28 protein-coding genes and 1 tRNA gene are annotated in these 25,661 nt (G+C 33.1%); 19 read left to right on the top strand and 10 right to left on the bottom strand.

The annotated features are described in order from the left end of the window. Window positions 1-1,199: MSCRAMM family adhesin SdrC (locus N4A35_17875; protein ID MCT4583279.1), on the bottom strand; the 1,199-nt coding region annotated here is incomplete at its 3' end. A gap of 5 nt (window positions 1,200-1,204) precedes the next feature. Then, on the bottom strand, window positions 1,205-1,669 hold the full coding sequence (locus tag N4A35_17870) for a T9SS type A sorting domain-containing protein (protein MCT4583278.1): 465 nt from the start codon (window positions 1,667-1,669) through the stop codon (window positions 1,205-1,207). A gap of 170 nt (window positions 1,670-1,839) precedes the next feature. Here N4A35_17870 and N4A35_17865 point away from each other — a divergent pair, with 170 nt between their 5' ends. The 5 genes from N4A35_17865 to N4A35_17845 all read left to right on the top strand — a co-directional run bounded on the left by N4A35_17865 (window position 1,840) and on the right by N4A35_17845 (window position 5,971). Continuing rightward, window positions 1,840-2,562 (top strand): hypothetical protein, encoded by a 723-nt coding sequence (locus N4A35_17865; protein MCT4583277.1) that lies wholly within the window; start codon window positions 1,840-1,842, stop codon window positions 2,560-2,562. 72 nt (window positions 2,563-2,634) lie between these two features. After that, a complete protein-coding gene (locus tag N4A35_17860) occupies window positions 2,635-3,807 on the top strand; it encodes a 5-(carboxyamino)imidazole ribonucleotide synthase (GenBank protein MCT4583276.1) in 1,173 nt (390 codons plus the stop codon). Then, a complete protein-coding gene (gene purE, locus N4A35_17855; GenBank protein ID MCT4583275.1) occupies window positions 3,788-4,288 on the top strand; it encodes a 5-(carboxyamino)imidazole ribonucleotide mutase in 501 nt (166 codons plus the stop codon). Before N4A35_17860 ends, purE begins: the two co-directional genes overlap by 20 nt. 22 nt (window positions 4,289-4,310) lie before the next feature. Then, complete coding sequence (locus N4A35_17850) at window positions 4,311-5,081, top strand: DUF1853 family protein (protein ID MCT4583274.1); 771 nt, start codon at window positions 4,311-4,313, stop codon at window positions 5,079-5,081. Between the two features lie 35 nt (window positions 5,082-5,116). Then, on the top strand, window positions 5,117-5,971 hold the full coding sequence (locus N4A35_17845) for an alpha/beta hydrolase (protein MCT4583273.1): 855 nt from the start codon (window positions 5,117-5,119) through the stop codon (window positions 5,969-5,971). On the opposite strand, the gene N4A35_17840 is transcribed toward N4A35_17845, so the two are convergent. After that, a complete protein-coding gene (locus tag N4A35_17840) occupies window positions 5,968-6,306 on the bottom strand; it encodes a helix-turn-helix transcriptional regulator (protein ID MCT4583272.1) in 339 nt (112 codons plus the stop codon). The genes N4A35_17845 and N4A35_17840 overlap by 4 nt on opposite strands. 78 nt (window positions 6,307-6,384) lie before the next feature. Here N4A35_17840 and nfsB point away from each other — a divergent pair, with 78 nt between their 5' ends. The 5 genes from nfsB (at window position 6,385) to N4A35_17815 (ending at window position 10,148) form a co-directional block, all read left to right on the top strand. Continuing rightward, on the top strand, window positions 6,385-7,044 hold the full coding sequence (gene nfsB, locus N4A35_17835) for an oxygen-insensitive NAD(P)H nitroreductase (GenBank protein ID MCT4583271.1): 660 nt from the start codon (window positions 6,385-6,387) through the stop codon (window positions 7,042-7,044). Window positions 7,045-7,108: 64 nt separating this feature from the next. Then, complete coding sequence (locus tag N4A35_17830; GenBank protein MCT4583270.1) at window positions 7,109-8,029, top strand: helix-turn-helix domain-containing protein; 921 nt, start codon at window positions 7,109-7,111, stop codon at window positions 8,027-8,029. Between the two features lie 83 nt (window positions 8,030-8,112). Beyond that, a complete protein-coding gene (locus tag N4A35_17825; GenBank protein ID MCT4583269.1) occupies window positions 8,113-8,634 on the top strand; it encodes a nuclear transport factor 2 family protein in 522 nt (173 codons plus the stop codon). Window positions 8,635-8,638: 4 nt separating this feature from the next. Next, window positions 8,639-9,166, top strand: coding sequence for a nuclear transport factor 2 family protein (locus N4A35_17820; protein ID MCT4583268.1), 528 nt, complete (start codon window positions 8,639-8,641; stop codon window positions 9,164-9,166). Window position 9,167: 1 nt separating this feature from the next. Then, a complete protein-coding gene (locus N4A35_17815) occupies window positions 9,168-10,148 on the top strand; it encodes an alpha/beta hydrolase (GenBank protein ID MCT4583267.1) in 981 nt (326 codons plus the stop codon). A 60-nt stretch (window positions 10,149-10,208) separates the two neighbouring features. On the opposite strand, the gene N4A35_17810 is transcribed toward N4A35_17815, so the two are convergent. The 4 genes from N4A35_17810 to N4A35_17795 form a co-directional block, all read right to left on the bottom strand. Next, a complete protein-coding gene (locus tag N4A35_17810; protein ID MCT4583266.1) occupies window positions 10,209-10,718 on the bottom strand; it encodes a hypothetical protein in 510 nt (169 codons plus the stop codon). A 6-nt stretch (window positions 10,719-10,724) separates the two neighbouring features. Then, window positions 10,725-11,186: a hypothetical protein gene (locus tag N4A35_17805; protein ID MCT4583265.1), complete on the bottom strand. Its 462-nt coding sequence runs from the start codon at window positions 11,184-11,186 to the stop codon at window positions 10,725-10,727. Between the two features lie 79 nt (window positions 11,187-11,265). Beyond that, on the bottom strand, window positions 11,266-11,664 hold the full coding sequence (locus N4A35_17800) for an SRPBCC domain-containing protein (protein ID MCT4583264.1): 399 nt from the start codon (window positions 11,662-11,664) through the stop codon (window positions 11,266-11,268). A 74-nt stretch (window positions 11,665-11,738) separates the two neighbouring features. Then, window positions 11,739-11,811, bottom strand: a tRNA-Leu gene (locus tag N4A35_17795). 279 nt (window positions 11,812-12,090) lie between these two features. Here N4A35_17795 and N4A35_17790 point away from each other — a divergent pair. The 9 genes from N4A35_17790 (at window position 12,091) to N4A35_17750 (ending at window position 21,791) form a co-directional block, all read left to right on the top strand. Further along, window positions 12,091-12,468, top strand: a complete 378-nt coding sequence (locus N4A35_17790; protein ID MCT4583263.1) for a metalloregulator ArsR/SmtB family transcription factor — start codon at window positions 12,091-12,093, stop codon at window positions 12,466-12,468. A 1-nt stretch (window position 12,469) separates the two neighbouring features. Next, window positions 12,470-13,066 (top strand): mercuric transport protein MerTP, encoded by a 597-nt coding sequence (merTP, locus tag N4A35_17785; protein MCT4583262.1) that lies wholly within the window; start codon window positions 12,470-12,472, stop codon window positions 13,064-13,066. Window position 13,067: 1 nt separating this feature from the next. Next, window positions 13,068-13,289 carry a hypothetical protein gene (locus N4A35_17780; GenBank protein ID MCT4583261.1) on the top strand — a complete coding sequence of 74 codons (222 nt, stop codon included), beginning with the start codon at window positions 13,068-13,070 and terminating at the stop codon, window positions 13,287-13,289. A gap of 85 nt (window positions 13,290-13,374) precedes the next feature. After that, window positions 13,375-13,839: a hypothetical protein gene (locus N4A35_17775; GenBank protein MCT4583260.1), complete on the top strand. Its 465-nt coding sequence runs from the start codon at window positions 13,375-13,377 to the stop codon at window positions 13,837-13,839. 74 nt (window positions 13,840-13,913) lie between these two features. Continuing rightward, window positions 13,914-17,612, top strand: coding sequence for an efflux RND transporter permease subunit (locus tag N4A35_17770; protein ID MCT4583259.1), 3,699 nt, complete (start codon window positions 13,914-13,916; stop codon window positions 17,610-17,612). A 1-nt stretch (window position 17,613) separates the two neighbouring features. Next, entirely contained in the window at window positions 17,614-18,855 is a 1,242-nt protein-coding gene (locus tag N4A35_17765; GenBank protein ID MCT4583258.1) for a TolC family protein, read from the top strand. 42 nt (window positions 18,856-18,897) lie between these two features. Continuing rightward, on the top strand, window positions 18,898-19,614 hold the full coding sequence (locus tag N4A35_17760) for a heavy-metal-associated domain-containing protein (GenBank protein ID MCT4583257.1): 717 nt from the start codon (window positions 18,898-18,900) through the stop codon (window positions 19,612-19,614). Between the two features lie 11 nt (window positions 19,615-19,625). Next, window positions 19,626-21,410, top strand: coding sequence for an efflux RND transporter periplasmic adaptor subunit (locus N4A35_17755; GenBank protein MCT4583256.1), 1,785 nt, complete (start codon window positions 19,626-19,628; stop codon window positions 21,408-21,410). A gap of 18 nt (window positions 21,411-21,428) precedes the next feature. After that, window positions 21,429-21,791, top strand: a complete 363-nt coding sequence (locus N4A35_17750) for a cation transporter (protein ID MCT4583255.1) — start codon at window positions 21,429-21,431, stop codon at window positions 21,789-21,791. A 54-nt stretch (window positions 21,792-21,845) separates the two neighbouring features. On the opposite strand, the gene N4A35_17745 is transcribed toward N4A35_17750, so the two are convergent. The 3 genes from N4A35_17745 to N4A35_17735 are packed head-to-tail and all read right to left on the bottom strand — an operon-like array spanning window position 21,846 to window position 25,654. Then, window positions 21,846-23,819: a heavy metal translocating P-type ATPase gene (locus tag N4A35_17745; protein ID MCT4583254.1), complete on the bottom strand. Its 1,974-nt coding sequence runs from the start codon at window positions 23,817-23,819 to the stop codon at window positions 21,846-21,848. Continuing rightward, window positions 23,810-24,394 carry an isoprenylcysteine carboxylmethyltransferase family protein gene (locus tag N4A35_17740; GenBank protein MCT4583253.1) on the bottom strand — a complete coding sequence of 195 codons (585 nt, stop codon included), beginning with the start codon at window positions 24,392-24,394 and terminating at the stop codon, window positions 23,810-23,812. Before N4A35_17740 ends, N4A35_17745 begins: the two co-directional genes overlap by 10 nt. A gap of 12 nt (window positions 24,395-24,406) precedes the next feature. Then, window positions 24,407-25,654: an efflux RND transporter periplasmic adaptor subunit gene (locus N4A35_17735; GenBank protein MCT4583252.1), complete on the bottom strand. Its 1,248-nt coding sequence runs from the start codon at window positions 25,652-25,654 to the stop codon at window positions 24,407-24,409. Window positions 25,655-25,661 lie beyond the last annotated feature (7 nt).

Raw genomic sequence — 25,661 nt, 5'->3', positions numbered from 1 at the left:
GTAGGGTTAGCATCCGCATCATTTACGCCATCTTGTAAAGCCGATAAGTCAACAGTCGAACCACTTGTAATGGATAAGTTTGTTCCGGTTAAAGAGATGTCCTGAATTTCATTCGTAGCATCCGCATCTGCGTCATTTACTCCATCTTGCAAAGCTGATAAGTCAACAGTCGAACCACTTGTAATGGATAAGTTTGTTCCAGTTAAAGAGATGTCCTGAATTTCATTCGTAGCATCCGCATCTGCGTCATTTACACCATCTTGTAAAGCCGATAAGTCAACAGTCGAACCACTCGTAATGGATAAGTTTGTTCCGGTTAAAGAGATGTCCTGAATCTCGTTAGTAGGGTTAGCATCCGCATCATTTACGCCATCTTGTAAAGCCGATAAGTCAACAGTCGAACCACTTGTAATGGATAAGTTTGTTCCTGAAAGAGAAATGTCTTGAAGCTCGTTACTAGGATCAGCATCTGCGTCATCTACATTATCGATGCCGTCAGCTAAGTCTGCAGGAATTCCCGATAAAGTGCTCCATGTTTCAATTTCATTAGTAGGATCATTATCTGCATCATCGACCATGTCAACAGCATAAGTACTTAATGAGACTCCATTTCCATTAGAAATAAATAAGGAATCATTGCTCAACATAAGCGTCTGTTCATCTGTGTCAACAGCTGAAGGTAAGAGTGCATGATTTCCATTAGATATATATATCGTATCATTCGATATTGTTAATGTTTGAAGCTCATTGGTTGGGTCAGCATCAGCATCATCTACCATGTCATTGGCAACAGAGTTAGCAGTCTTTGCGTGTAAAGCATAAGGGACAGAGATCAATTGAGAAGTCCCCATAATATTGTAATTTGTTCCTCCTGTCATGTCCATACTAATCTGAACAAAATAGTTGTTGTTGGCCCAATCAATGGTGTTAAATGTTCCTGAAACAATAGTCCCCCTACCGATATTAAGGTTGAGTAAACCAAAATTGTTAGTAGTTGGAGCGTGTGTTTCTGTATAGATAACTGTTCCGCTACTTGAACTTTCTAAAATGGAAATTTCTACTCCAATAGTTTGGTTAGGAATTACATTTCCAGAGACGTCTCTTGCTACGGCTTGGTAGTTAAATTCTTCTGGGGCTTGAGCATAAGATATTCCCGCCATTGCAATGAACATCCCAACTGTAAGTATAATTTTTTTCATAGGGCTTAATGTTTAATAATTGTAAATGTTTTTATTTTTTCTTTTCCTGTTAATTGTAAGTAATAGCTTCCCGATTCAATTTTACTCAAATCAAAGGTTTGTGTCTGGTCGTGCATTTGATAAGGCTTTTGCATAATCAATTTTCCAGCGACATCAAAAATTTTGATGCTCAAGTCTTCCGTTAAGTCTTTGATTTGAATTTCGACGTTACCTTGTGTGGGGTTAGGAAAAACAGCAACATCATAATAAGTGTTGCTTTCGTCAATTGCTGTGACTTGCAATTGCGTTTGGTGAAATCCTTGAGTAGCAAAATTAGAATTGCTTTCTAAGGTTTCAATAACGGGTTCCCCAATGGTCCATTCAACGGAGCCATCTGAATTACTAAATGAAGTTCCTCCACTTGCAATTACCTCCTGGCCATAACTGGTAATACTACCAAATAGGCACAATGGGATAATCATTTGTTTCATAATTGTTAATTTATTGTTAATAAGAATCGAATTTAACATATTAAAGTAAAAAACAAAACAAATGATACTTTTTATTTGATAAGTAATACTAATGTTTAGATAAATGTATTTGTTTGGTTGATGACAATAAATAAAAAGATAGTTCGTTAATAAGGGTAAAAAACAAAAATATGAAGTTGTATATCGTTATTGCAGGAGCTTTAATAAGTGGAACGTTAATGAGTCAGGACGTGATTAACCTTAAAAATAAAACCAGTATAAAGGCAAAAGTTTTAAATGTTGGTGTAAAAACAATTTCTTATAAAAAATACGATAACTTAGAAGGACCATCTTATGAAGTTAGAAACCGTGAAGTCACGAATATATTATATGAAAATGGTTCGCAAGAAGTAATTAAAACAGTTGCTCAGGATTATAATGAGTCAAAAAATGTAATCTCATTTAATTATGGAGATTTAACCGTTTCTAGAGTTGGAATCTCTTATGAGCGTTTATTTGTTAAATCTAAGTTGGGGATTAAAATTCCAATATCTGCAGCTTTTGTAAATAATTATTATAGTAATAATGCAAAAATGCAGACAGGATTAGATGTTAACTATTATCCATTAGGTCAGAAAACAGTTTCGTTTTATACAGGGTTATCTACTCGTATAGGAAAGATTAATCAAAACTATTATTATTATAATTATTATGAGCCTCATTATAGCTCTTATTATTATCCTGCTGAAAGCAATTTTATCTCAGCTTATGTTAATAATGGGTTGGTGGTGCACTTTAATGACCATTTTAGTATTTCAGGACAAGTAGGGGTTGGCTTACGAAATATCTATCAAAATTATCAATCGACAACACCTCATGTAAATGGTGAGCTTAATGCTAGTTTTCGATTTTAATGCATAACTAAATCCTATTCAGTAGGCTGCTTTAAAATCAAGTGCTTATATTTGCAAAAAAGCAGTAAAAAGATGTCTCAAAAAAGTTCGTCCAGTTTTAAGCTGGGAATAATGTCTGGAGGTCAGCTAGGAAAAATGCTTACACAAGTTGCAAGTGTTTTTGATATCCAAGTGTCTATAATGGATCAATCTCCACAAGCCCCAGCGGCTCAAATTTGTCATCAATTTTTTAAAGGGGATCAAACAAAATATGAAGATGTATATGCGTTTGGTAAACAAGTTGATTTATTAACCTTTGAGATTGAGCACATCAACATTGAAGCATTAAGACAATTAAAAAAGGAAGGGGTAACGATATACCCAGATCCTGAGACATTGAACACCATTAAAGATAAAGGGTTACAGAAGCTTTTTTACGAAAAGCATAATATCCCAACAGCTCCATTTAAGCTTTATACAAGTAAAGTTGAGGTATTAGCTGCTTTGGATAAAAATGAAATAAGCTATCCCTTTGTTCAAAAATCTCGAACTGATGGTTATGATGGTAAGGGAGTAGCAGTAATAACAACTCCTGCTAAGCTCAACAGCTTAATGGAGGGACCATGTGTTATAGAAGATGCTGTTGATATAGCAAAAGAACTTTCTGTTATTGTGGCCAAAAATCCTTCGGGGGCTGTTGAATGTTTTCCATTAGTTGAAATGGAGTTTAATGCCGAAGCGAACTTGGTAGAACAGTTGATTTGTCCTGCAAATGTCTCTAATGCCGTTGAAGAAAAGTCAATAGCTATAGCAAAAGAAGTCGCTAAATCATTCGATTTGGTAGGGCTGTTAGCGGTAGAATTATTCTTAGATAAGAAAGGGAATATTTTAGTTAATGAATCAGCCCCAAGAACCCACAATAGTGGGCATCATACTATTGAAGCTAATGTTACGTCTCAATATGAACAGCAGTTACGAGCAATTTTTGACTGGCCTTTAGGAGATACATCAATTTTGTCGCCATCGGTGATGTTGAACGTATTGGGAGAACCAGAATATACAGGGAATGTAAAATATGAGGGGTTAGAAGAGGTGCTAAAAATACCGGGAGTTAAGCCACACATCTATGGAAAGAGAATAACCAAACCTTTCCGAAAAATGGGACATGTTACTATTTTAGGAACAACAATAGAAGAAGCTAAACAAAAAGCAGCAATTGTAAAAAATACATTAAAAGTTATCGCATATGAGCCAACCGAAAATTAGTATAATCATGGGGTCAGACTCTGATTTAAGAGTGATGAATGCAGCAGCAGAAATTATAGAAGAATTTGGAGTTGCTTATGAATTAACGGTGGTTTCAGCGCACAGAACACCAGAACGCTTATTTGATTTTGCTCAAAACGCACATCAAAGAGGAATAGAGGTGGTAATCGCTGGAGCTGGAGGAGCGGCACATCTGCCTGGTATGGTCGCTGCAATCTCACCATTACCTGTAATTGGAGTGCCTGTTAAATCATCAAACTCTATTGATGGATGGGATTCTGTATTGTCTATTTTACAAATGCCAGGAGGTGTTCCGGTTGCTACAGTAGCTTTAGATGGTGCTAAAAATGCAGGGTTATTAGCATTGCAAATTCTATCCGTAGGGGACAAAGCGATTCAACAAAAAATGTTGGATTATAAGGAAGGGTTGAAAGCAGCTGTAATGCAAAAGGTAGAGAAAGTAGAATCAAGCTTTAAATAAGGTTTAATTTATATTTTGATAAATGATTTGTTCTAAAGATGATTACGTTCAATCAGTTTTGGGACTTAGATTAATTGAGTCAAATTCCATTGGTAACGATATCTGGAACGAAATACAAAGTGTAGGGCTTTCGAATATAGTTCTTGACATCAATTCAAATTATAACCTGCCTCTTGGGAAACTTAATGAATATATTTTTGGCCAACTATTAAGGGCTACTAATCGCTTTGAAGTAAAAGAACAGAACCTCCAATTTGTAGCGCGTGGAGTAACAATTGGGGAGATAGATTTTTTATTGTTTGATAAGTTAACACAACGATTAGTTCACCTTGAAATAGCAACAAAAGTTTATTTAAAAAAGAAAAATAATTGGGTGGGCCCAAATCTAAAAGATAGTTTAGCATTAAAGAAAGAAAAGTATACCAATCAGTTAAATCAACTTCATGGATTATGGGATAGTCTAGAAGAAAAATATCAAAGACCGATAGCCCATGTGAACCTGATTTTAGGTCACCAATGGAATAGAATAACAGATGAAAAAATCACAAACTATAGCTATTTTTCTTTTAATGAATCATTTTTAAAAACGCTAAAAAAAAATAATTATGTATGGGCCCTTCCACAAAAAAAAGATTGGTTTATTGAAGAGGAGGTACTCAGTAAAACACTAGATTTTTACAACCAAATTGAACCGATAAAAAAGGTAATTGAATTGAATAGAAGTCCATTGGTTTTAATTAAAAAAGAAAGCACAGAGGAAGTCTATAAATGTTTTATAACGTTTTGGGAGTAGTTGAATAACACTATTTTATAGGAAAATATACAGAGATGGAGCAAACAGAAATGAATATAAAATGTACTGATGATTTTTTGTTGTCAGCAATGTTATATAAACCAGAAAACATCAAAGCAGCTGTATTAATCGCGCCTGCTACAGGTATTAAGAAGCGTTTTTATAACGCGTTTGCCACCTTTTTAGCAGAAAATGGATATGGAGTAATTTGTTTTGAAAACAGAGGAATTGGAGGATCCAAACAAGGAAAGTCAATTAATAGTGGTAACCCATCATTAATTGCTTGGGGGAAATTGGATTTAACAGCTGCTTTTTCCCAATTACAAATAAGCTTTCCCAATACTGAATATCATATTGTAGGGCATAGTGCTGGTGGGCAATTAACAGGGCTAATGGAGGACGTTTCTCAAATAAAATCGCTCTTTAATTTTGCCTCATCTTCGGGAAGTTTGAGCAATATGAGTGGCTTTTTTAAATTTCAAGCGACTTTCTTTCTCAATGTGTTTATACCAATCAATAACTTATTATTTGGGCATATTAAATCACAATGGGTGGGAATGGGAGAGCCATTACCCAAACAAGTGGCTAAAGAATGGAGTAAATGGTGTAATGGAAAAGGTTATGTAGCCGTCGATTTTAATCGAAATATTCAAAGTCATTTATACAACGCTATCACTGCTCCTTCTATGTGGGTACATGCCACAGATGATGGTATTGCTAATAGTAAAAATGTTGAGGATATGACACGTATTTATCCCAATTCAAAAGTGGAAGTTAAGACGCTCATTCCAGCAGATAATGGGTTCAAAGATATAGGACACATGAAGTTCTTTAGTTCCAAATACAGTCAGTTATGGCAGATTGCTTTAGATTGGCTAGAACAACATTAAGTCTTTTGATGTTGCGCTATTGCAACAATTCCCCATTCAGCAATGGAATGCAATAATGGAATTAAAGTTTTTCCAAATTCAGTTAGTTCGTATTCAACTTTAAGAGGAGGTTTTGTGGTGTATACCGTCCTTTTTACCAAGCCGTCTTCTTCCAAGCCCTTTAATTGTAGACTAAGTGTTCGTTCAGTAACTGTAGGAATCTTTTTTCTAATTTCATTATACCGTAACGGTTTTTCTACTAAATAAATTAAAATTACTGATTTCCATTTTCCTCCAATTAAACCCATTGTAACACTGGTGCTGCAAGGGTATTGCTTGTTGTTTATTGTGTACATACTGTAAACTATCCTTTTTGACCGTTATTGCAAACTTACAATACTATACTTAGTTTTGCAACTATAAAAAGTATAGTTATGGATTTAAAAGAAATTATGAATTGGCGTTATACCACTAAGAGTTTTGACCCAAGTAAAAAAATATCGGAAGAAAACTTAGCACAGGTTAAGAATTTATTGAGGATGAGTCCCTCAAGTACTAACTTACAACCATGGCATTTTGTAATCGCAGGAACAGAAGAAGGGAAAGCTAGAGTAGCAAAAGGAACTCAAGGTTTTTTTGCTTTTAACGAAGCAAAGGTTTTAAATGCTTCGCACGTGGTGCTATTCTGCTCAAGAACTTCAGCAGATGAGGAATATATGAAGCATGTATTAGCAACAGAAGATCAAGATGGAAGATATCCTAATGAGGAGGTAAAGCAAATGATGCATGGAGGAAGAAATACCTTTGCAGATATTCACAAATATGATTTAAAAGATTTAGCGCACTGGATGGAGAAACAAGTTTATCTTAACATAGGAAACTTTTTATTAGGAGTTGCTGCTTTAGGTATAGATGCAGCTCCTATGGAAGGAATAGATGTGAAAGCTTTGGATGAAGAGTTTGGTTTAAGAGAAAAAGGGTTTACTGTGGTCACTGCTGTATCGATAGGTTATAGAGCAGCAGATGATTTTAATGCAACAAACAAAACACCTAAATCGAGGTTGCCAGAAAGTGAAATTATTACAATGGTTTAATTCATTTAAATCATATTCCAATTGAGAAGCAGGCTTTTGCCTGCTTTTTTTATACTTTAGTAATATGGAATTGTTTAAACGGATAGCTGATTATTGTGAGGCAATAAATATATCTTCTCCAAAACACCCTCATTTTGATATAAGGAAGTTTGAAGATAATATGCCTACTGTTATTGGAGAAATGAAACCGTTTAGACATGAATTTTATGCCATAGCAATAAAGGCAGAAGGAGATGGGGTAGTGGTTTCAGGCCATCATGCTCAGTTTCCTCAGGGAGCAACTGTTTTTTTTAACTCACCTTTTCAAATCTTGTCGTGGGATATTGCACCCAACTGGTCAGGGTATTATTTGATGTTTACCAAAGAGTTTATTGCGCAGTCGCATCATTTTAATGATTTACTGAGTCATTTTCCATTTCTAAAAATAGAGGAAGCCATTCCTTTTGAGGTAAGTAAGGATGAGGTTGAACAGTTACTTCTAATCTTTGAAAACGTTTGGCAGGAGTATTATGGAGCAAACAGCGATAAGTTTGAATTGATAGAAGCATGGTTAATTCTATTGCTCAATTTTGTAAAAAGAAGCTATTCAAAACAAATCGCATTGGATGAAAGCGATAAAATCATCAAAAAAGCAAACTTAAAATTGATGGCGCGCTATCAAGCTTTAGTGGTAGCTAGTTTTCGTGGTGATACTGTTGTAGATACTTTCGCCAACTTGCATTCAACAAGTTATTATGCAGATAAACTGAATGTCCATCCCAATCATTTAAATGCAATTGTAAAGGAATTAACTGGACAAACTGCTTCTCAAATTATTTATAGTCATATTATATTAAGAGCCAAAGAATTGCTTACGCAAACCGAGGATAGTATAAAAGAAGTGGCCTATAAACTCTATTTTGAGTCGCCTAATAACTTCAGTACTTTTTTTAAAAAACATACCACTTTTACTCCCAATTCATACAGAAAATCAACGATTCTTTGATTTTTAAACTTCTTCATTTGAATTGGAAAATTCATTTAAAAGTTTCTTGCTCAAATTTGTATTGTCATTAAAGACATACAACAATGAGACATTTATTATTTATACCAGTTTTAATTTTTTTTATGGCTTGTCAATCCAATCCTAAAACAGAAAAGTTAAAACATCAACATCAAAAACTTATGCAAGAAACAACTAGTAATAAAGCGCAAGTCCAAGCTTTTTTTCAGTACCTAGAACATGAAAATATTTCAGCAATGGTTGATTTGTTTTCTGATGATGGTGAGCAAATTAATCCTTATGCATCAGGTTTGTTTCCAAACGGAGCTAAAGGAAAAAAAGCCCTGATGAATTATTGGGAGCCAGTTCCTCAAAATTTTGATGGTATGGAATTTACCATTGAAGAACTGTTAGAGACAGAAAATCCTAACCTGATCTATGTAAAATATCGTGGAAAGATTCAACTCAAAAACGATGCAGGCTTTTACGAAAATCAATATTACTCAACCTTTAGATTCAACAATGATGGAAAGATCACGGAGTATGTAGAAATTTTTAACCCAATTGTAGCAGCGAAAGCATTTGGATTAATCGATTCAATCAACTAAAAAGATGAAACAATATTTAATTATAATCGCCATACTCCTTATTGAAATAGGGTATGCTCAAAACAGAAATCAAAAGATGACAGCAGATAAAATAACAATTCAAGAAAGAGTTACGCAATTATTTGTCGCTACAGATCAAAAGAATTGGGAAGAGCTTAAAATAGTTTTTAGTGATCAAGTAGACCTTGATTATTCATCTATGAGTAATCAACCTCCAGTCATACAAACACCTTCAGAGATTATTAACCAATGGAGCGGAGTACTTCCAGGGTTTGATTATACACATCATCAAATTGGTAATTTTTTAGTTGAGATAGAAGGGAATGAAGCCAATTGTTTTTGTTACGGGACAGCAACACATTACCTCCCCAATGAAAACGGCAATGTTTGGACAGTAGTAGGTTCGTATAATTTTAAATTGAAAAAAGAAAAGCAACATTGGGTGATTACGGCAATGCGATTCAATTTTAAATATCAATCAGGAAATACCGAATTAGTAGGAATAGCAATAGAAAATCAAAAAAAGAAATAAAATGAAATCAATCATCATCATGGCAATAATGGGAATGTTTACTCTAAATGCCTATACTCAAAATCAAATAAAAATGAAAAAAGTAAATTTTAACAGCGAAGGAGCAAAGTTAGTAGGGAACTTGTATTATCCTACAAATTATAAAGAAGGGACAACTTATCCAGCAATAATTGTTTCAGGAAGTTGGACTACAGTAAAAGAGCAAATGGCGGGACTATATGCCCAACATTTTGCAGAGCAAGGTTTTATCACATTAGCGTTTGACTTTAGAAACTTTGGAGAAAGTGAGGGAGAACCACGTTTTTATGAAAGTCCACAACTAAAAAAAGTAGACATTAAAAATGCGGTAACCTATTTGTCTGGCCTAAAGGAAGTTGAAACTTCTAAAATAGGAGCTTTTGGAGTATGTGCTGGAGCAATGTATACCCTGATGGCCGCAGCCGAAGATGATCGAATTCATACCGTAGTAACCGCAGCATCTTGGCTGCATGATGAAGAGGCTGTAAAGTTATTTTATGGCGGCGAAGAAGGAGTAAATGAAAAAATAAATGCTGCAAAAGCCGCTAAAAAGAAGTATGCACAAGACGGTTCAGTAGCTTATATTCCAACAATTTCTACAACCGATGAAACTGCTGCAATGTACGGGCCGTATGATTATTACTTAAACCCAGAAAGAGGAGCAATAAAGGAATGGAGTGCTGATCAATTTGCAGTAATGTCTTGGGAAGATTGGTTGACAACAAATCCAATGCCATCAGCAGAAAAGATTAATTGCCCTATTTTAATGATCCATTCAGATGGAGCCGTTTTACCTAACTATACGAAAAAGTTTTTCAATGCAATTCGTACAGAAGATAAGCGATTACATTGGATGGATACGGAATTAGAATCGCCATATCATCAATTTAATTTCTATGATCAGGAAGCCGAAATAAAAGAAACAATTAAAGAAGCAGTGGCTTGGTTTAATCAAAAGCTATAAACGTAAAATTATAAAAGCAGCTTTCAATTGGAAGTCTGCTTTTTTTGATTTTAAGAGGATTTAATAATCCCAACTTTTATATTCGGCGTTGGTTTCTTTCATGTCTTCATAGAGCCAGACCATTCGATCCAAATACCAACTCTTACCAAGGTAAGCCAATGCAACACCTAAAACGGCTCCCCAAATAGAATAGACAACTATTGCCCATATTGCTAGCCCCATTCCTATCGATGAAATAAGATTTAAGATTTGATAAATTGGCTTTTGATGAATAGCTGGTATAGCAATTTGATCTCTGTTGAGGTAAACGCGTTCTCCCATAACCGATTTTGAAGCCCAATTTTTGGTAGATTTTGGTTGTTTAAAAAATACAGGATTAAAAAACATCCAAAGCAATGAAATTCCTCCTGGAATTAAACACCACCAGCCAATCCACAATCGGCTCCAAAAAGCCAAAACAATTAATGGTAAAACAGAATATCTAGTCCATACACTCCATGGATTGGAGTGTTTCATCCAATTCTCATGAGTCAAATTAAATACTTTGGCAACTTTCCTTTCTAATGTCATCTTCTTTTATTTATTATTGGCATTCAATTGCTCCCATTTAAGCCGCAATTTAGGAATCTCATTTTCTAAGAATTCATAATAACTGTGAATGGATTTAAGTTCGTTTTTAACCCAACTTTCATCGTTATCATTTAATGCAATTCCTTTGGCGATAATATCTTTAAATAGTCCAATAGAAGCAACTTTTGAGGCAATCATATTGTTTAAACTATTCGTTGCTATTCGATAATATGATTGCCTAATTCCTGTAACCATGTGCTTTTCAATCATTTTCTGATTGGTCAACAGTTTAAGGTTGCCACTAATAGAACCTTTACTAGCCTGTAAAGCATTCATTAAATCATCGAAAGAGTTGTTTTCAGTAGATGAAGCAATTAGATAGCCCAATATTCTTCCTGCCATCTTAGGGAGGCCATACTTTTCGTAAAATAGCCCAACTTGTTCAATATATTGATCTTTTTCTGTCATTATTTTCCAAATGTACAAAAAGTTCAGTACTAAATGAACTTAATATTCATAAAACAGATAAAGAAGAAAAATTAGTGATCTATTTTAATGTCTTGATATAGTCTTTTATAGGTAAGAAATAATGATCAAGCCAACCTTGCTTGTATTGTGTTTGTCCTTCTGGGATGTTGGTGTGTGTGAGTAACAGCTCAGTTTTACCTTCAGGGGTTTCAGTGAATTCAATCACAAGGATAGAATCTTCATCAGCTTCATCAAATTCGGTAGTCCGCCAAGTTTGAACAATTTTTTTGTTCTCAATTAATTCAATGTTTGTCCCCGTAATATACCCAGCCCAAGCAGAAAAAGTATCCGATACTACTTTTGAACATTCAGCTTCACCTCCAGTCATTTCAGAATGAATTTTACTATCTAACCAAGCGTTATACATAAATGATGGTTTAACATTAAAAATTGTTTTTAAGACTAAAGATTCTTTCATGTTTTTGTTGTAATGGGTAAATGTAATACTAGATTTTGTTTCAGTTTCTAAGTATATAAATATACATTTTTTTGTACAGAGAGAGGGATTCGAACCCTCAAAATCTTGTTTCTAAAACAAGCGCGTATACCTTTCCGCCACCTCTGCATAAATGTTGTCAACTTCGGGGAAGTATCGAACTTTTTAATGGAAGATTTTGAGTTAATTCTGAGGGAGATCAAAGGAAGCGATATAAGTAGATTAAGACCACATTAAGTTCCTAGGATTAATTCTAAACTACTACAAAATAGTAAGAAATCAAACCAAATTTTGAAGCATGTTATTTATAGTCAAGAAATGATCGGATAAACAATAATCCTTTATTTAAGCGAATGCTTAAATAGTTTGTCTATATTTGTATTTAAGCGTTCGCTTAAATAATAAATTATGAAAACTGAGCAAAACTGTATTCGTGGCTGTGCTAATGTTAGCTTGATAAATAGAGGCATAGAAAAATTGGAAGAAATTTCTAATGAAATCAGCCAAGCTTCTCAAATAATGAATTTGGCAGGTAACGACACGAGACTAAAAATTCTTTATCTGGTTATGACTGAGGATAAGATTTGCGTTTGTGATCTAAGTGATATTCTGGGTATATCTATTTCAGCAATTTCTCAGCAACTAAGAAAACTCAAAGAATCAAATCTATTGAGAAGTGAAAAAATGGGTCAAACAATTTATTATCATATTAATTCTGATTCAATAGAAATTATCAATCATATTTTCATTTTACTGAACAAATCTATGATTCTTAAAACTGCTTAATATGGAAAAAGGAAATTCAAAAAAAGCCATTATTACTGGAGTAATTGCCGCTTTAGCAGCATCTTCGTGTTGCATTCCTCCTTTAATTGCAGCAATAGCAGGAATTGGAGGTGCTTCTTCTAGTTTGTCTTGGATGGAGCCATTTCGTCCTTATTTAATAGGAATTGCAATCATTGCTATTGGATATGCTTGGTATGCACATTTAAATCCTAAAAAGGTAGATGATTGCGGATGCGAAATTGTAAAGCCCAAATTTTATCAAAAAAGAAGTTTCCTTATAGGAATGACTCTATTTTCATTTATTTCTATAACGATTCCTTATTATTCTCATTTAATTTTCCCAGACAACAAAAAAGAAGTTGTAGTTGACAATGATTCGAATATTAAAAAAGTAGAAATTCAAATTGAAGGGATGACCTGTGATGCTTGTCAAAACCATGTCGATTTTGCTGTAAATGAATTAAATGGAATCGTGAGTGTTAAAACTTCTTATGAAAAGAAAAATACAGTAATTGAATTTGACACAAAACAAACTTCAATCGAAGAAATCAATCAAGCAATTAATAGTATTGGATACAAACCAATAAAAAATAATTAGAATGAATGTTATATTAGAATCAACTTTGACTTGCCCTAAATGTCAACATCAAAAAACTGAAACAATGCCCACTGACGCCTGTTCTTGGTTTTACCAATGTGAAAGTTGCAATGAATTATTAAAACCGCTAGAAGGTGACTGCTGTGTATATTGTTCTTACGGAACAGTACCATGCCCACCTATTCAAGAAAATGGGAGTTGTGGTGATTCTCAATGTTGTTAATACTGTGAAATAATTAATATCACATTAACTATTTCGTAAGTAACAATATATGTTGTAATTTTGCGTTACATGTATGTTAAATATAATGGATACTAAATTTTCATATCGAGCACTTGCCATGTTTATGGCTTTTTTGATGTTTTCTTCATCAATAGGCTTTTCTATGGATATTCATTATTGTGGAGGAGAATTAGAAAGTTTTAGTTTTTTTGGAGATGCAGAACCTTGCGAGATGATGCAACCTAAACAGGAAAAGAAGTCACTTTCTTGTTGTGAAGCTCCAAAAAATGAAATTAAAAGCTGTCATAATAGAGAAACAGTTAAAGGAAATTGTTGTCATAATGAAAGCTTAGTTATAGATAATGGTGGCGAATTAGAAATTTCAGATTTTTCATTAGAACAATTTCAACAAGTTTTAGTAGCTGTTATAGTTCTATTTCCTAATATTGATCTTTTTAAAACATCCAATAAGTATGTAAACTATACTCATTACATTCCACCCCCAATTACAAAGGATATTTCTATCCTACACCAAGTATTCCGTATTTGATTTTATTTTTTTGATGATTTCCCTTCACGCTATGTGCAAGGGCTAACTGTGTTTATCAAAAAAATAATTTAAAGATGTTAAATAATATTATCAAGTTTTTTCTTGATAACAAACTTGTAGCATGGTTATTGCTAGGTTTGTTTGTCATTTGGGGGTTAGTAATCGCTCCATTCAATTTTGAATCAGATTGGTTACCAAGAGATCCAGTAGCTGTTGATGCTATTCCAGATATTGGAGAAAATCAACAAATTGTGTTTACCAAATGGATGGGGCGTTCTCCACAAGATGTAGAGGATCAAATTACCTATCCGCTTACTTCCTCCCTACTCGGCATACCGGGTGTAAAAAGTGTGAGAAGTAATTCCATGTTTGGATTTTCTAGTGTTTACTTAATCTTTGATGAGGATGTAGAGTTCTATTGGAGTCGAAGCCGAATTTTAGAAAAGTTAAACTCCTTACCTGCCAATCTACTTCCAGATGGAGTTCAGCCTACACTTGGTCCAGACGCAACTGCTCTAGGTCAAATATATTGGTACACGCTTGAAGGAAGAGATAAAGACGGTAATACAACAGGCGGTTGGGATTTACAAGAATTACGAACCATACAGGATTTTTATGTTAAGAATGCCTTGCAATCATCAGGAGGTGTTTCAGAAGTTGCATCAATAGGTGGATTTGTAAAAGAATATCAAGTAGATGTTAATCCTGATAAAATGAAAGCTTACGGTATTACGCTTAATCAAGTAATGAAAGCGACCAAAGAAAGTAACCTTGATATTGGTGCTCAAACGCTTGAAATTAACATGGCTGAATACTTTGTGAGGGGGTTAGGCTATGTAAAATCCATTGAAGATATAGAACAAAGTGTTGTTAAAGTAACTGATAATGTTCCCATTCGAATTAAGGATATTGCAGTCGTTCATCTTGGTCCTGCAACAAGAAGAGGAATACTTGATAAAGGAGGTGCTCCTGCTGTGGGTGGTGTTGTTGTTGCTAGATACGGAGCAAACCCTCTTGAAATTATTAATAATGTCAAAAAGAAAATTGAAGAACTAAAAGGAGGTTTACCGAGTAAAACATTAGCTGATGGAACAGTTTCTCAAATTACTATTGTCCCATTTTACGATAGAACTCAATTAATAAATGAAACCATAGGCACGCTAGAAGAAGCTTTAACATTAGAAGTACTCATTACAATTATTGTAGTCATCCTGATGCTACTTAATTTAAAATCTTCTTTACTTATTTCTGCCTCTTTGCCTGTGGCTGTTTTTATGTGTTTTATTGGGATGCGATACTTTGGTGTTGATGCCAATATAGTTGCACTTTCAGGAATTGCAATTGCTGTAGGAACAATGGTAGATATGGGAATTGTACTTACCGAAAGTATGATTACCCAAATGAAGATTGCACCTGAAGATCAACCCCTTCAAAAAACGATATATATTGCTACTGTAGATGTTGCTTCTGCTGTAATAACAGCTGTTGCTACTACTATTGTAAGTTTCTTGCCTGTTTTTACTATGGAAGCTTCAGAAGGAAAACTATTTAGACCTTTGGCTTATACAAAATCGTTTGCTCTAATTGCATCTATTATTCTAGCAATTACTGTGATTCCTGCTTTGGCTGTCCAGTTATTCAAATTTAAAAGCAAAGGAAAAACATCAAGTTATTTTAGTAACGGAGGGTTAGTGTTGTTTTCAATTGCTCTTCTATTTACATCTTATTCTTTCTTTGGTTTTTTTGGATTAGTTGTAGGTGTTGGAGGAATAATAAACAGTTATTACAAAGATAAAAAATCAGAGCAATGGATTTTAAGATTTGATTATGCAAGAAACATAACTTATGCCCTACTCGTAGCTTGGTTATTGGCAAAAACATGGATGCCATTGGGAGTGTTAAAAAGTGAATTAACAAACTTCATTTTTGTCGTACTAATTATAGGACTACTTATTAGTTTTTTCTACTTGATAATACATTTTTATGAAAAGATTTTAAGGTTTTTAATCTCTGTTAAATATGTCTTCATTGGATTATTGATAATGCTTTTAATTGGTGGTTATTCTGTTTTTAAGAATACAGGACAAGAATTTATGCCTTCATTAAACGAAGGGTCATTTTTGTTGATGCCAACATCAATGCCCCATTCTGGAATGGAGATGAATGAAGTAAATCTTCGATTATTAGATATGTCTGTTTCATCAATACCAGAAGTTGAAATGGTTGTTGGAAAGGCTGGTAGAATTGAAAGTTCTTTAGACCCTGCTCCTATGAGCATGTATGAAAATATAATCTCTTACAAATCGGAATACAAATTGGATAAAGACGGACACAGAGTTCGTTTTAAAGTGGATGGCAAAGGTGTATTTTTGATGGATAAAAATGGAGACTTAATTCCTGATAATAATGGTAATTATTTCAGACAATGGAGAGAACATATTAAATCTCCAGATGATATATGGGCAGAAATTGTAAAAGCAACAAAATTACCTTCTTTAACTTCTGCACCTAAATTGCAACCAATAGAAACTCGATTAGTAATGTTGCAGACTGGTATGAGAGCACCTATGGGCATTAAAGTAAAAGGAGCTGATTTAAAAACCATTGAAGCATTCGGATTAGAACTTGAAATGTTTTTAAAGGAAGTTAAAGGCGTTAAATCTTCTGCTGTATTTGCTGAACGGATTGTTGGGAAACCATATTTGATGTTGGATATTAAAAGAGAGATTATCAGTAAGCATGGATTGTCTGTTGTAGAGGTTCAAAATCAAATACAAACCGCCATAGGCGGTATGGTAATGAGTTCTACTGTTGAAGGAAGAGAAAGATACGGTATTAGATTACGTTATCCTTTAGAATTAAGAAATGACCCTGAGAAAATTAAAGCTATATCTATCGCAACACCAACTGGAACACAAGTCCCTCTCGGAGACTTAGTTGAAATAAAGTACGAACAAGGACCTCAATCCATAAAAAGTGAAGATGGCTTTTTAATTGGTTATGTTTTATTTGACAAAGAAGATGGATTTTCCGAAGTAGAATTAGTTAAAGATGCTCAAGCTTATTTTGATAAAAAAACAAGTGAAGGAGTATTAAATGTCCCAACTGGTATTACTTATAAGTTTGCAGGTAACTATGAGCAACAAGTAAGAGCGAATAAAAGATTAGGCATAGTTATTCCTATTGCTTTAGTACTAATTTTCTTGATTCTTTACTTCCAGTTTAAATCGGTAATTACATCATTATTCGTTTTCTCTGGTGTATTTGTTGCCTTTTCAGGAGGGTTTATTATGATTTGGTTGTATGGTCAAGATTGGTTCTTGAATTTTGATTTGTTTGGAACAAACATGAGAGACTTATTTCAAGTGCAACATATTAATTTAAGTGTAGCGGTTTGGGTTGGGTTTTTAGCTCTTTTTGGAATTGCCACTGATGATGGAGTTTTGGTAGCTACTTTCCTTAAAGACAGTTTTAAATCGAATAAACCTAAAACCATTGCCGAAATAAAAGATGCTGTTGTCGAGGGAGGGTTAAGAAGAGTAAAACCAGCCATGATGACTACAGCAACTACTATTTTAGCTTTACTTCCCATTTTGACCTCCACAGGTAAAGGATCAGATATCATGCTACCAATGGCTATTCCCTCATTTGGAGGGATGGTATTAAACATTATAACCATGTTTACCGTGCCTGTACTTTATTTCGTGTGGCAAGAAATTAGGTTTAAATGGGGGCTTTATAAATCACAAAAAGAATCAGCTAAAAACAAATAGGATGAAAACAGTTAAATACATATTCTTATTCTGCATTATTCTAGTATTTCGGATTGAGCCTTTAAATGCTCAATCATTAGACTCATTATTACAATTGGTTGTAGAAAACAACACGCAATTAAAGTCTATTGAATTAGAATATCAATCAGTATTAGAAAAGAAAAATCAGGTGAATCAATTACCCAACCCACAATTAGGGATTGGCGTACCTGCTCTTAGACCTGAAACTAGATTAGGACCACAAATGATGATGGTTAGTGCATCTCAAATGTTTCCTTGGTTTGGTACTTTAAAATCTAAGGAAGAGGTTGTTATTTCTATGTCTAAAGCTAAGTATGAACAACTATCAATTGTAAAATTAGATTTGTTTTACCAAGTAAAAAGTGCCTATTACCAATTATACTTTTTAGACCAGAAACAAGCTATTATAAAGGATAACATCAAGCTTTTTGAATCTTTAGAAGCAATTTCATTGGCAAAGGTTGAAAGTGGACAAGCAACTTTAGCAGATGTTTTAAGAGTTCAAACTAAACTTCAATCATTAAGGCAACAACTCCTTATAATTGAGAATCAAAAATTAGTATTTGAATCTAATATTAATGAATTAACTAAACAACCTACAAGTACAAAAATAGAAATAGTAGATAGTTTAGCCCTTCCCGTTTTAGAATATGACCTAGCATCTTTCAAAAATAAGATTGAAAACAATCATCCACTAATAGCTCAAGTTAATTATCAAATAGAGCAATCTAATAATTCCATTGTTGTTAATGGCAACATGAATAAACCTACTATTGGACTGGGGTTAGATTATAGTATGGTTGGTCGAAGGACAGATGCAAATCCTGTGAATAATGGCAGAGATATTCTTGTTCCAAAAATTATGCTGTCTATTCCTATTTATAGGAAATCGTACCAAGCAAAAATCGAAGAAGAAAAACTAATTCAACAATCACTTGAAGTAAAAAAAGAAACAATTACCGATAAAATGATACGTCTACTAATTAATTATAAAGCTGATTATGACAATGGATTACTAGAAAATAGTTTATACCAAAATCAATCCAGCACTATGCAAATGGCTTATGATGTCCTATTATCAGAGTACAGTTCAACTGGTAAGGGGTTTGAGGAATTATTAATGGTTCAAAATCAACTATTAGATTTTGATTTAGGGATATATCAAGCTGAATTGAAAGCCAATATAGCTCAGGCTAATATAGAGCGAATTACTAAATTTTAAGCCCATAATGGGCATTAATATTAATTTGAAAAGTATAATAAAATGAAACATACATATAAAATCACAGGGATGACTTGTAATGGCTGTAAAGCGTCAGTCGAAAAATACATTAGTTCAATAGATAATGTTCTAGCTGTTGATGTAAACTTAGAAGTAGGAGAAGCAGAAATAACAATGAGCCAACATATTTCTTTATCAATTTTAAAGGATTCTTTACCTGAAAAATATAGTATAGAAGAAAAGGTAAACAATACAGTATTAACCGATTTTGAAATGGGGACTGAAAAATCTAAACTTCAACAATTAAAACCCTTATTACTTATCCTTCTTTATATAACGGTTGCCAGTAATCTAATCCATTACAAAAATTGGTCTATTCAAGAAGTAATGCTAGATTTTATGGGATTATTCTATGTCGTATTTAGTTTCTTTAAAATGTTAGATCTAAAAGGCTTTCCTGATTCATTTAGAATGTATGATCCTTTAGCAAAAAAAGTTCCTATTTATGCAACAGTTTATCCATTTATAGAAACAGCTTTAGGTTTAATGTTTTTATTGAGGTTGGAAATTAAAACTGCATTAATTGTAACTCTTATTATTCTTGGCATAACTACAATAGGAGTAACAAAAACATTGTTAGATAAAAAAGCAATTAGATGTGCTTGTTTAGGAACTGCTTTAAAATTACCAATGACCGAAGCTACATTTATCGAAAACGCTATTATGATTTTAATGGCTTTAACCATGCTAATTTTATAAATACTAAAACAATGAAAAAATATATCATATATATCGGAATATTAGGAGCAGGATTAGCTTTAGGCTGGTTAATATTTGGAAGTTCCACAAAAGATTCAACTACCACTGAAAAGAACTCCTCAGAATCAAAAACTGAGGAAATATGGACGTGTTCTATGCATCCACAAATTCGTCAGCCTGAAGCAGGAGATTGTCCAATATGTGGAATGGATTTAATTCCATTAGAAGCAAATAACAATTCAAATCCATTAGTATTTGAAATGACTGATGATGCTGTTAAAATTGCTAACATTCAAACAACCGTAGTTGGTTCTGGAAATGTTAATGCAAAAGGATTAAAACTATCTGGAAAAATAAAATCAGATGAAACAAATTCTGCTAGCATTGTTTCTCATATTTCGGGTAGAATCGAAAAGCTATTTATAAGCTATACAGGCGAAAAAGTGAATAAAGGACAAAAGATAGCCTCTATCTACTCTCCTAAACTAATTACTGCTCAAAAAGAATTGTTAGAAGCCAATAAAGTAAAAGATGCTAATCCAAAACTATATGAAGCCACTGTCAACAAGCTAAAGTTTTGGAAAATAACAGAGGAACAAATTGAATCTATTATAACCTCAAAAGAAGTCATAGAATCCTTTAATATATATGCAGGATTTTCTGGAGTAGTTCTAAATAAGAAAGTTTCTGTTGGAGATTATTTAAAAGAAGGAGATGTATTGTTTGATATTCAAAACTTGAATCAACTTTGGGCAATTTTTGATGTTTATGAAACCGATTTAGGAGGGATAAAAACAGGTAATAAGATAAGTTTTAATACTCCTGCAATACCAAATAAAATATTTACTTCGAGTATCGTTTTTATAGATCCAGTTATTAATCCAGCTACTCGAACAGCTACTATTAGAACTACTATAAACAACCAAAATCAGTTGCTAAAACCAGAAATGTTTCTAGAAGGAACAATTAATAATACCAGTAGTAATAATGTTTCTATTTTAGTTCCTAAGTCTGCGGTTTTATGGACAGGAGAACGCTCTGTTGTTTATGTTAAATTACCTGATTTACCAACACCCTCTTTTGAATTTAGAGAAGTAACATTAGGAGAATCTAATGGAACTAGTTATACTATTTTAGATGGTTTAAACAATGGAGATGAAGTAGTAACTAACGGAGCATTTGTAATAGATGCGTCAGCTCAATTAAACAATCAATCGAGTATGATGAACCGAAGCTTATTATCAAATAAGTCTGAAGGCTTACCTGATTATACTTCGGCTACTCCAATTGAATTTAAAATTCAATTAGAATTAGTTTTAGAAAACTATTTATCCATCAAAAATGCTTTAGTAAATAGTAATGTTAAAGAAAGTAGCAAAAATTCAAAACTATTGTTACAAAATTTAGAAAAAGTAGATATGAAACTAGTTAAAGGAGAATCTCATGTTTTTTGGATGGCTCAAATGAAAGCTATAACTGAAAATACAAATGGTATAATTGAAGCTACAGATATTTCAGAGCAAAGAAATTTATTCAGTTCTCTTTCTAATACTATAATATCAACCACTAAGTCGTTTGGTGTAGAAAAAGATACTTTCTATGTGCAATTTTGCCCAATGGCAGGAAATGATAAAGGAGCATATTGGCTGAGTAAAGAATCTAAAATTAAGAATCCATACTTTGGAGATGAAATGCTTACTTGTGGATCAGTTAAAGAAACAATAGATGAGAATTTTAAAAATAAAGTAATCAAAACAAAAACAAACAATAGTCCTATGATTGGACATAATCATTAATAATAAAATACAAAACAAATGAAAAAAACAATGTTAAAATTAGTAATGTCAGCATTTTTGGGAGTATCAATGCTGATGAGTTGTGGAAATGCACAAGAATCAAATGATTCTCTAACTAAAGCAGAATTCAAAGTATATGGAAACTGTGGTATGTGCGAAAAAACGATTGAGGGTTCATTAAATGGACAAGATGGTATTGGTAATGCTGATTGGGATAGAGAAACTAAAATGATTACCGTTAGTTATAATCCTGAAAAAATGAATGAAGATAAAATAAAGGCTAAAATTGCAGGTGTTGGTTATGATACGGATTCACATAGAGCTGATAAAGAAGTTTATTCTGAATTGCCAGGGTGCTGTCAATATGAAAGACCTGAATAAATAATATTAAAAATCTAGTCTTGTTAGATCAAGACTAGATTTTTTTTTAATTTTCTACCACTTCATCCTCTGTAATCTAATTGCGTTAAGAATGGCTAAAAGTGCAACTCCAACATCAGCAAAAACAGCTTCCCACATAGTAGCTAAACCTCCTGCTCCAAGAATAAGCACAATAATTTTTACACCAAATGCCAAAAATATGTTTTGCCAAATTATCTTTTGTGTAGTTCTTCCAATGTTAATTCCTGTTGCAATTTTAGAAGGTTGATCGGTTTGAATAATGACATCAGCAGTCTCAATAGCTACATCACTTCCAAGACCTCCCATTGCAATACCAACATCACTTGCTGCAATAACTGGGGCATCATTTATTCCATCTCCTACAAAAGCAACTATTTTGAATTCATCCTTTTTTAAGTTCTCAACCTCGTTTAATTTATCTTCAGGTAATAAACCTCCTTTTGCATAGTCAATATTTAATTCTTTAGCTACCTCTTGCGTAATGGAATCTTTATCACCAGAGAGCATAATCAATTCTTTAATACCAACACTTCTAAGTTGTCTAATACTTTGCATAGCATCCTCTTTTAGTTCGTCAGCAATAGTAACATAGCCAGCAAAATCTCCTCCTATTGAAACAAGGACAATGCTCTCAACAATATCATTTATTTCAGAGGGTGTAGAAATATTAAATTGTTCCATTAATTTACCATTACCAACAGCAATTATTTTACCCTTAATAGTTCCAGTAAGTCCTTTTCCAGCAATTTCTTTAATATCTGATACTTCTAGTAAAGGAGAATCTTTATCATATTCCATAATTGCTTTTGCAATAGGATGTGTTGACTTTGATTCTATTGCCATTAATTGTTTCATAAAATCAACCTCAGAGATAGAATTAAATATCTTAATTGCTTTAATTTTAAAAACACCTTTTGTAACTGTCCCTGTTTTATCCATTACAAGGGTATTTACTTTAGAAAGTTGGTCAAGAAAAGTCGCACCTTTAAATAATATTCCATTTTTAGAAGCTGCTCCTAATCCCCCAAAATAGCCTAACGGAATAGAAATGACTAATGCACACGGACAGGAGATTACCAAGAATATTAATGCACGATATAACCATTCACTAAAAATATATTCTTCTACAAAAAAGTAAGGAATAAAACATATCCCAATTGCTAAGTAAACCACTATTGGAGTGTAAATCTTCGCTAACTTTCTTATCAGTAATTCTGTTTTAGATTTACGTGAAGTAGCATTTTGTACCAATTCTAAAATTCGAGAAATGGAACTATCATTATATAGCTTGGTTACTTTAGCTTCAATAACACCTTCCAAGTTAATAGAACCTGCTAATATTTTCTCGCCCTTAATTAAGGTCTGCGGCTTGCTTTCTCCTGTTAATGCAGAAGTGTTTACACTTGCTTTTTCTGAAATTAATGTACTATCTAATGGTACTTTTTCTCCTACTTTTATTTGAATTACTTCATCAATCTCAACAGTTTCAGGATTTATTTCTTGATACTTTCCATCTCTATAAACATTAGCAATTTTAGGTCGTACATCAAGTAGTGCTTTAATGTTGTTTTTAGCTCTACTTACTGCTGCCGATTGAAATAATTCTCCAATTGCATAAAACAACATAACAGCTACACCTTCAGGATATTCTCCGATTGCCATAGCCCCAATAGTTGCAATACTCATTAAAAAAAACTCTGTGAATACTTCCCCTTTTTTTAGTGATATAAATGCGTGTTTTAGCACAGGTAAACCAACAGGTAAATAAGCTGCGACATACCAAACTATTTTTATCCAACCCTCAAAAAAAGGAGATTTTAAAAGATGTTCTATTATTAAACCACTTAAAAGTATAATAAGACTAAAAAAAGCTGGATAATATTCTTTCCAGTTCTTGTTAGCATTGTCATGTGAATGTTCCTCTTCATCATGGTTAGCATGTGATGAATCATTGCTATTTATTTTTTCTTCTATTGAACAACAATCTTCGTTATTTTCTAAATCCATCTTCTTACTTTTTGTTTATAATTGCTATATTCTTTGCCATGCTCCATTTCTAAAAAAGCTTCTTCTAATCTTATTTGAGTATTAATACTTACCGTAGATAATGAGATAATTAAAAGTGTAAATGCATTTGGCAAAACCAAAAATAGCCCAATATTAGCTATCATAATTCCCAAAAAAATAGGATTTCTTGACATGGAGAAAAAACCTTTAGTCACCAGTTCTGTTTTATTTTTTTCATCAATACCAATTCTCCAAGAATTAGCCATTTGAGTTTGAGCAATTGACACAACTATCAGTGAAATAAAAAGCAATACCCACCCAATTATGACTAGAATCTCGTATTCCAAATACCAAAATGGTAAAAGAATATTCATCCAAGAATTATTGAAAGCATAAATGGCAACAACTACTATCTCAATCACTGATATAAAGGAAAAAATCTTTCCATTATAACCATGAGCATCATCTCCTTTGCTGAATGTAAAGGGATTAATTTTAGTTTTTCTCCATAGTAAATATGACCTTAAAAAGAATACTAAAAAGAAATAAATGATTAGAAAAATAAATAAGTACATAATGTTTATTTTTTAATGTTCATGTTCTAATTCTCCTGCCTTAGATTGTGCGTTCACATAATATGCTCCTTTAGTTACAATCTGCATACCTTCAGGTATTTTCTCTAATAACTTTACTGCAGTAAAACCATTGTTTGTTGCACTTGCTATTACCCTTATTTTTGTGAACTCGGTTTCTTTTTCTTCTTCTTTAGCTGCATATATGAAAGTGTCATTACCATCTTTTATTATAGCACCTTCTGGAACTGCATTTGTTTTAGCATCGTTTAACCATATTTTAGCGTTAATGAATAAGTCTTTCAAGAAAGTAGGTTTTTGCCCATCTAAATTGCCATACACTCTAACTGTTTTAGTAGCTATATCAAACTCTTTGCCTATTACACTTACTTCCCCAGAATAAATTGTATCCCCAAGTGCAGGCACAGTATAACTAAGTTTTTGACCTATTTTAACAGAAGCAATATCCTTTTCAAAAATATCTAATTCAAGATGTAAAAAATCAGAAGACATTATTTCCATAAAGACATTAGAGGGAACTGCGTACATCCCATTATGTAGATTAATTGCCGATATAAACCCGCTCATAGGAGCAACGATCGGTATAGTTTCACTTAAAGAATTATGAGTTAGCTTGTCAACAGAAATACCTAAATATTCTAACTGTTTAGCAAGAGCACTAGTACGAGCTTTTAATATCTCTACTTCAGCTTGTGAATTTTGTAAACTTTTAGATACACCTGCATTTGCATTTACTAATGATTGTTGTCTTTCTAAGTCGAGCTCTTTTAGTTTAAGCTCAGCTTTTGCTTCCAAATACTCTTGCTGAATTACAATAAAGTTTGTGCTAGCAACATAGCCAATAACCTCACCTTTTTCGATGTAATCTCCTTCTACATATTTTTTTGTTCCTTCAATAATCCCTTCTGCTTTAACAGAAACAGATGAATATCCGTTTGGAGGTAAACCGATTGACCCAGTTGACTTAATATAATCGTTTACTTTTAATGTTGAGAAACTACCTAATTCCAAACCAATGGTTTTAATTTGATCTGCTGTTAGGTGGATTGATTCTCCTTCTCCATGTTCTGAGTGTTTGTTTTCAGATTCAGAATGATCATGTCCGTCTTCATCACCATGGCTTTCCTCGTGCGAACCATGATTATGTCCGTCTCCTTCCTCTTGCTTACTATTACAAGAAGCAACTAAAAGAGCCGCTAGAAATAAAATTATTGATGATATATATTTTATATTAATTTTCATGATATTA

It is taken from the genome of Flavobacteriales bacterium (assembly GCA_025210295.1).
In the GTDB taxonomy this organism is placed as follows: domain Bacteria; phylum Bacteroidota; class Bacteroidia; order Flavobacteriales_D; family Parvicellaceae; genus S010-51.
This window is presented reverse-complemented; position numbering and strand designations above follow the sequence as displayed.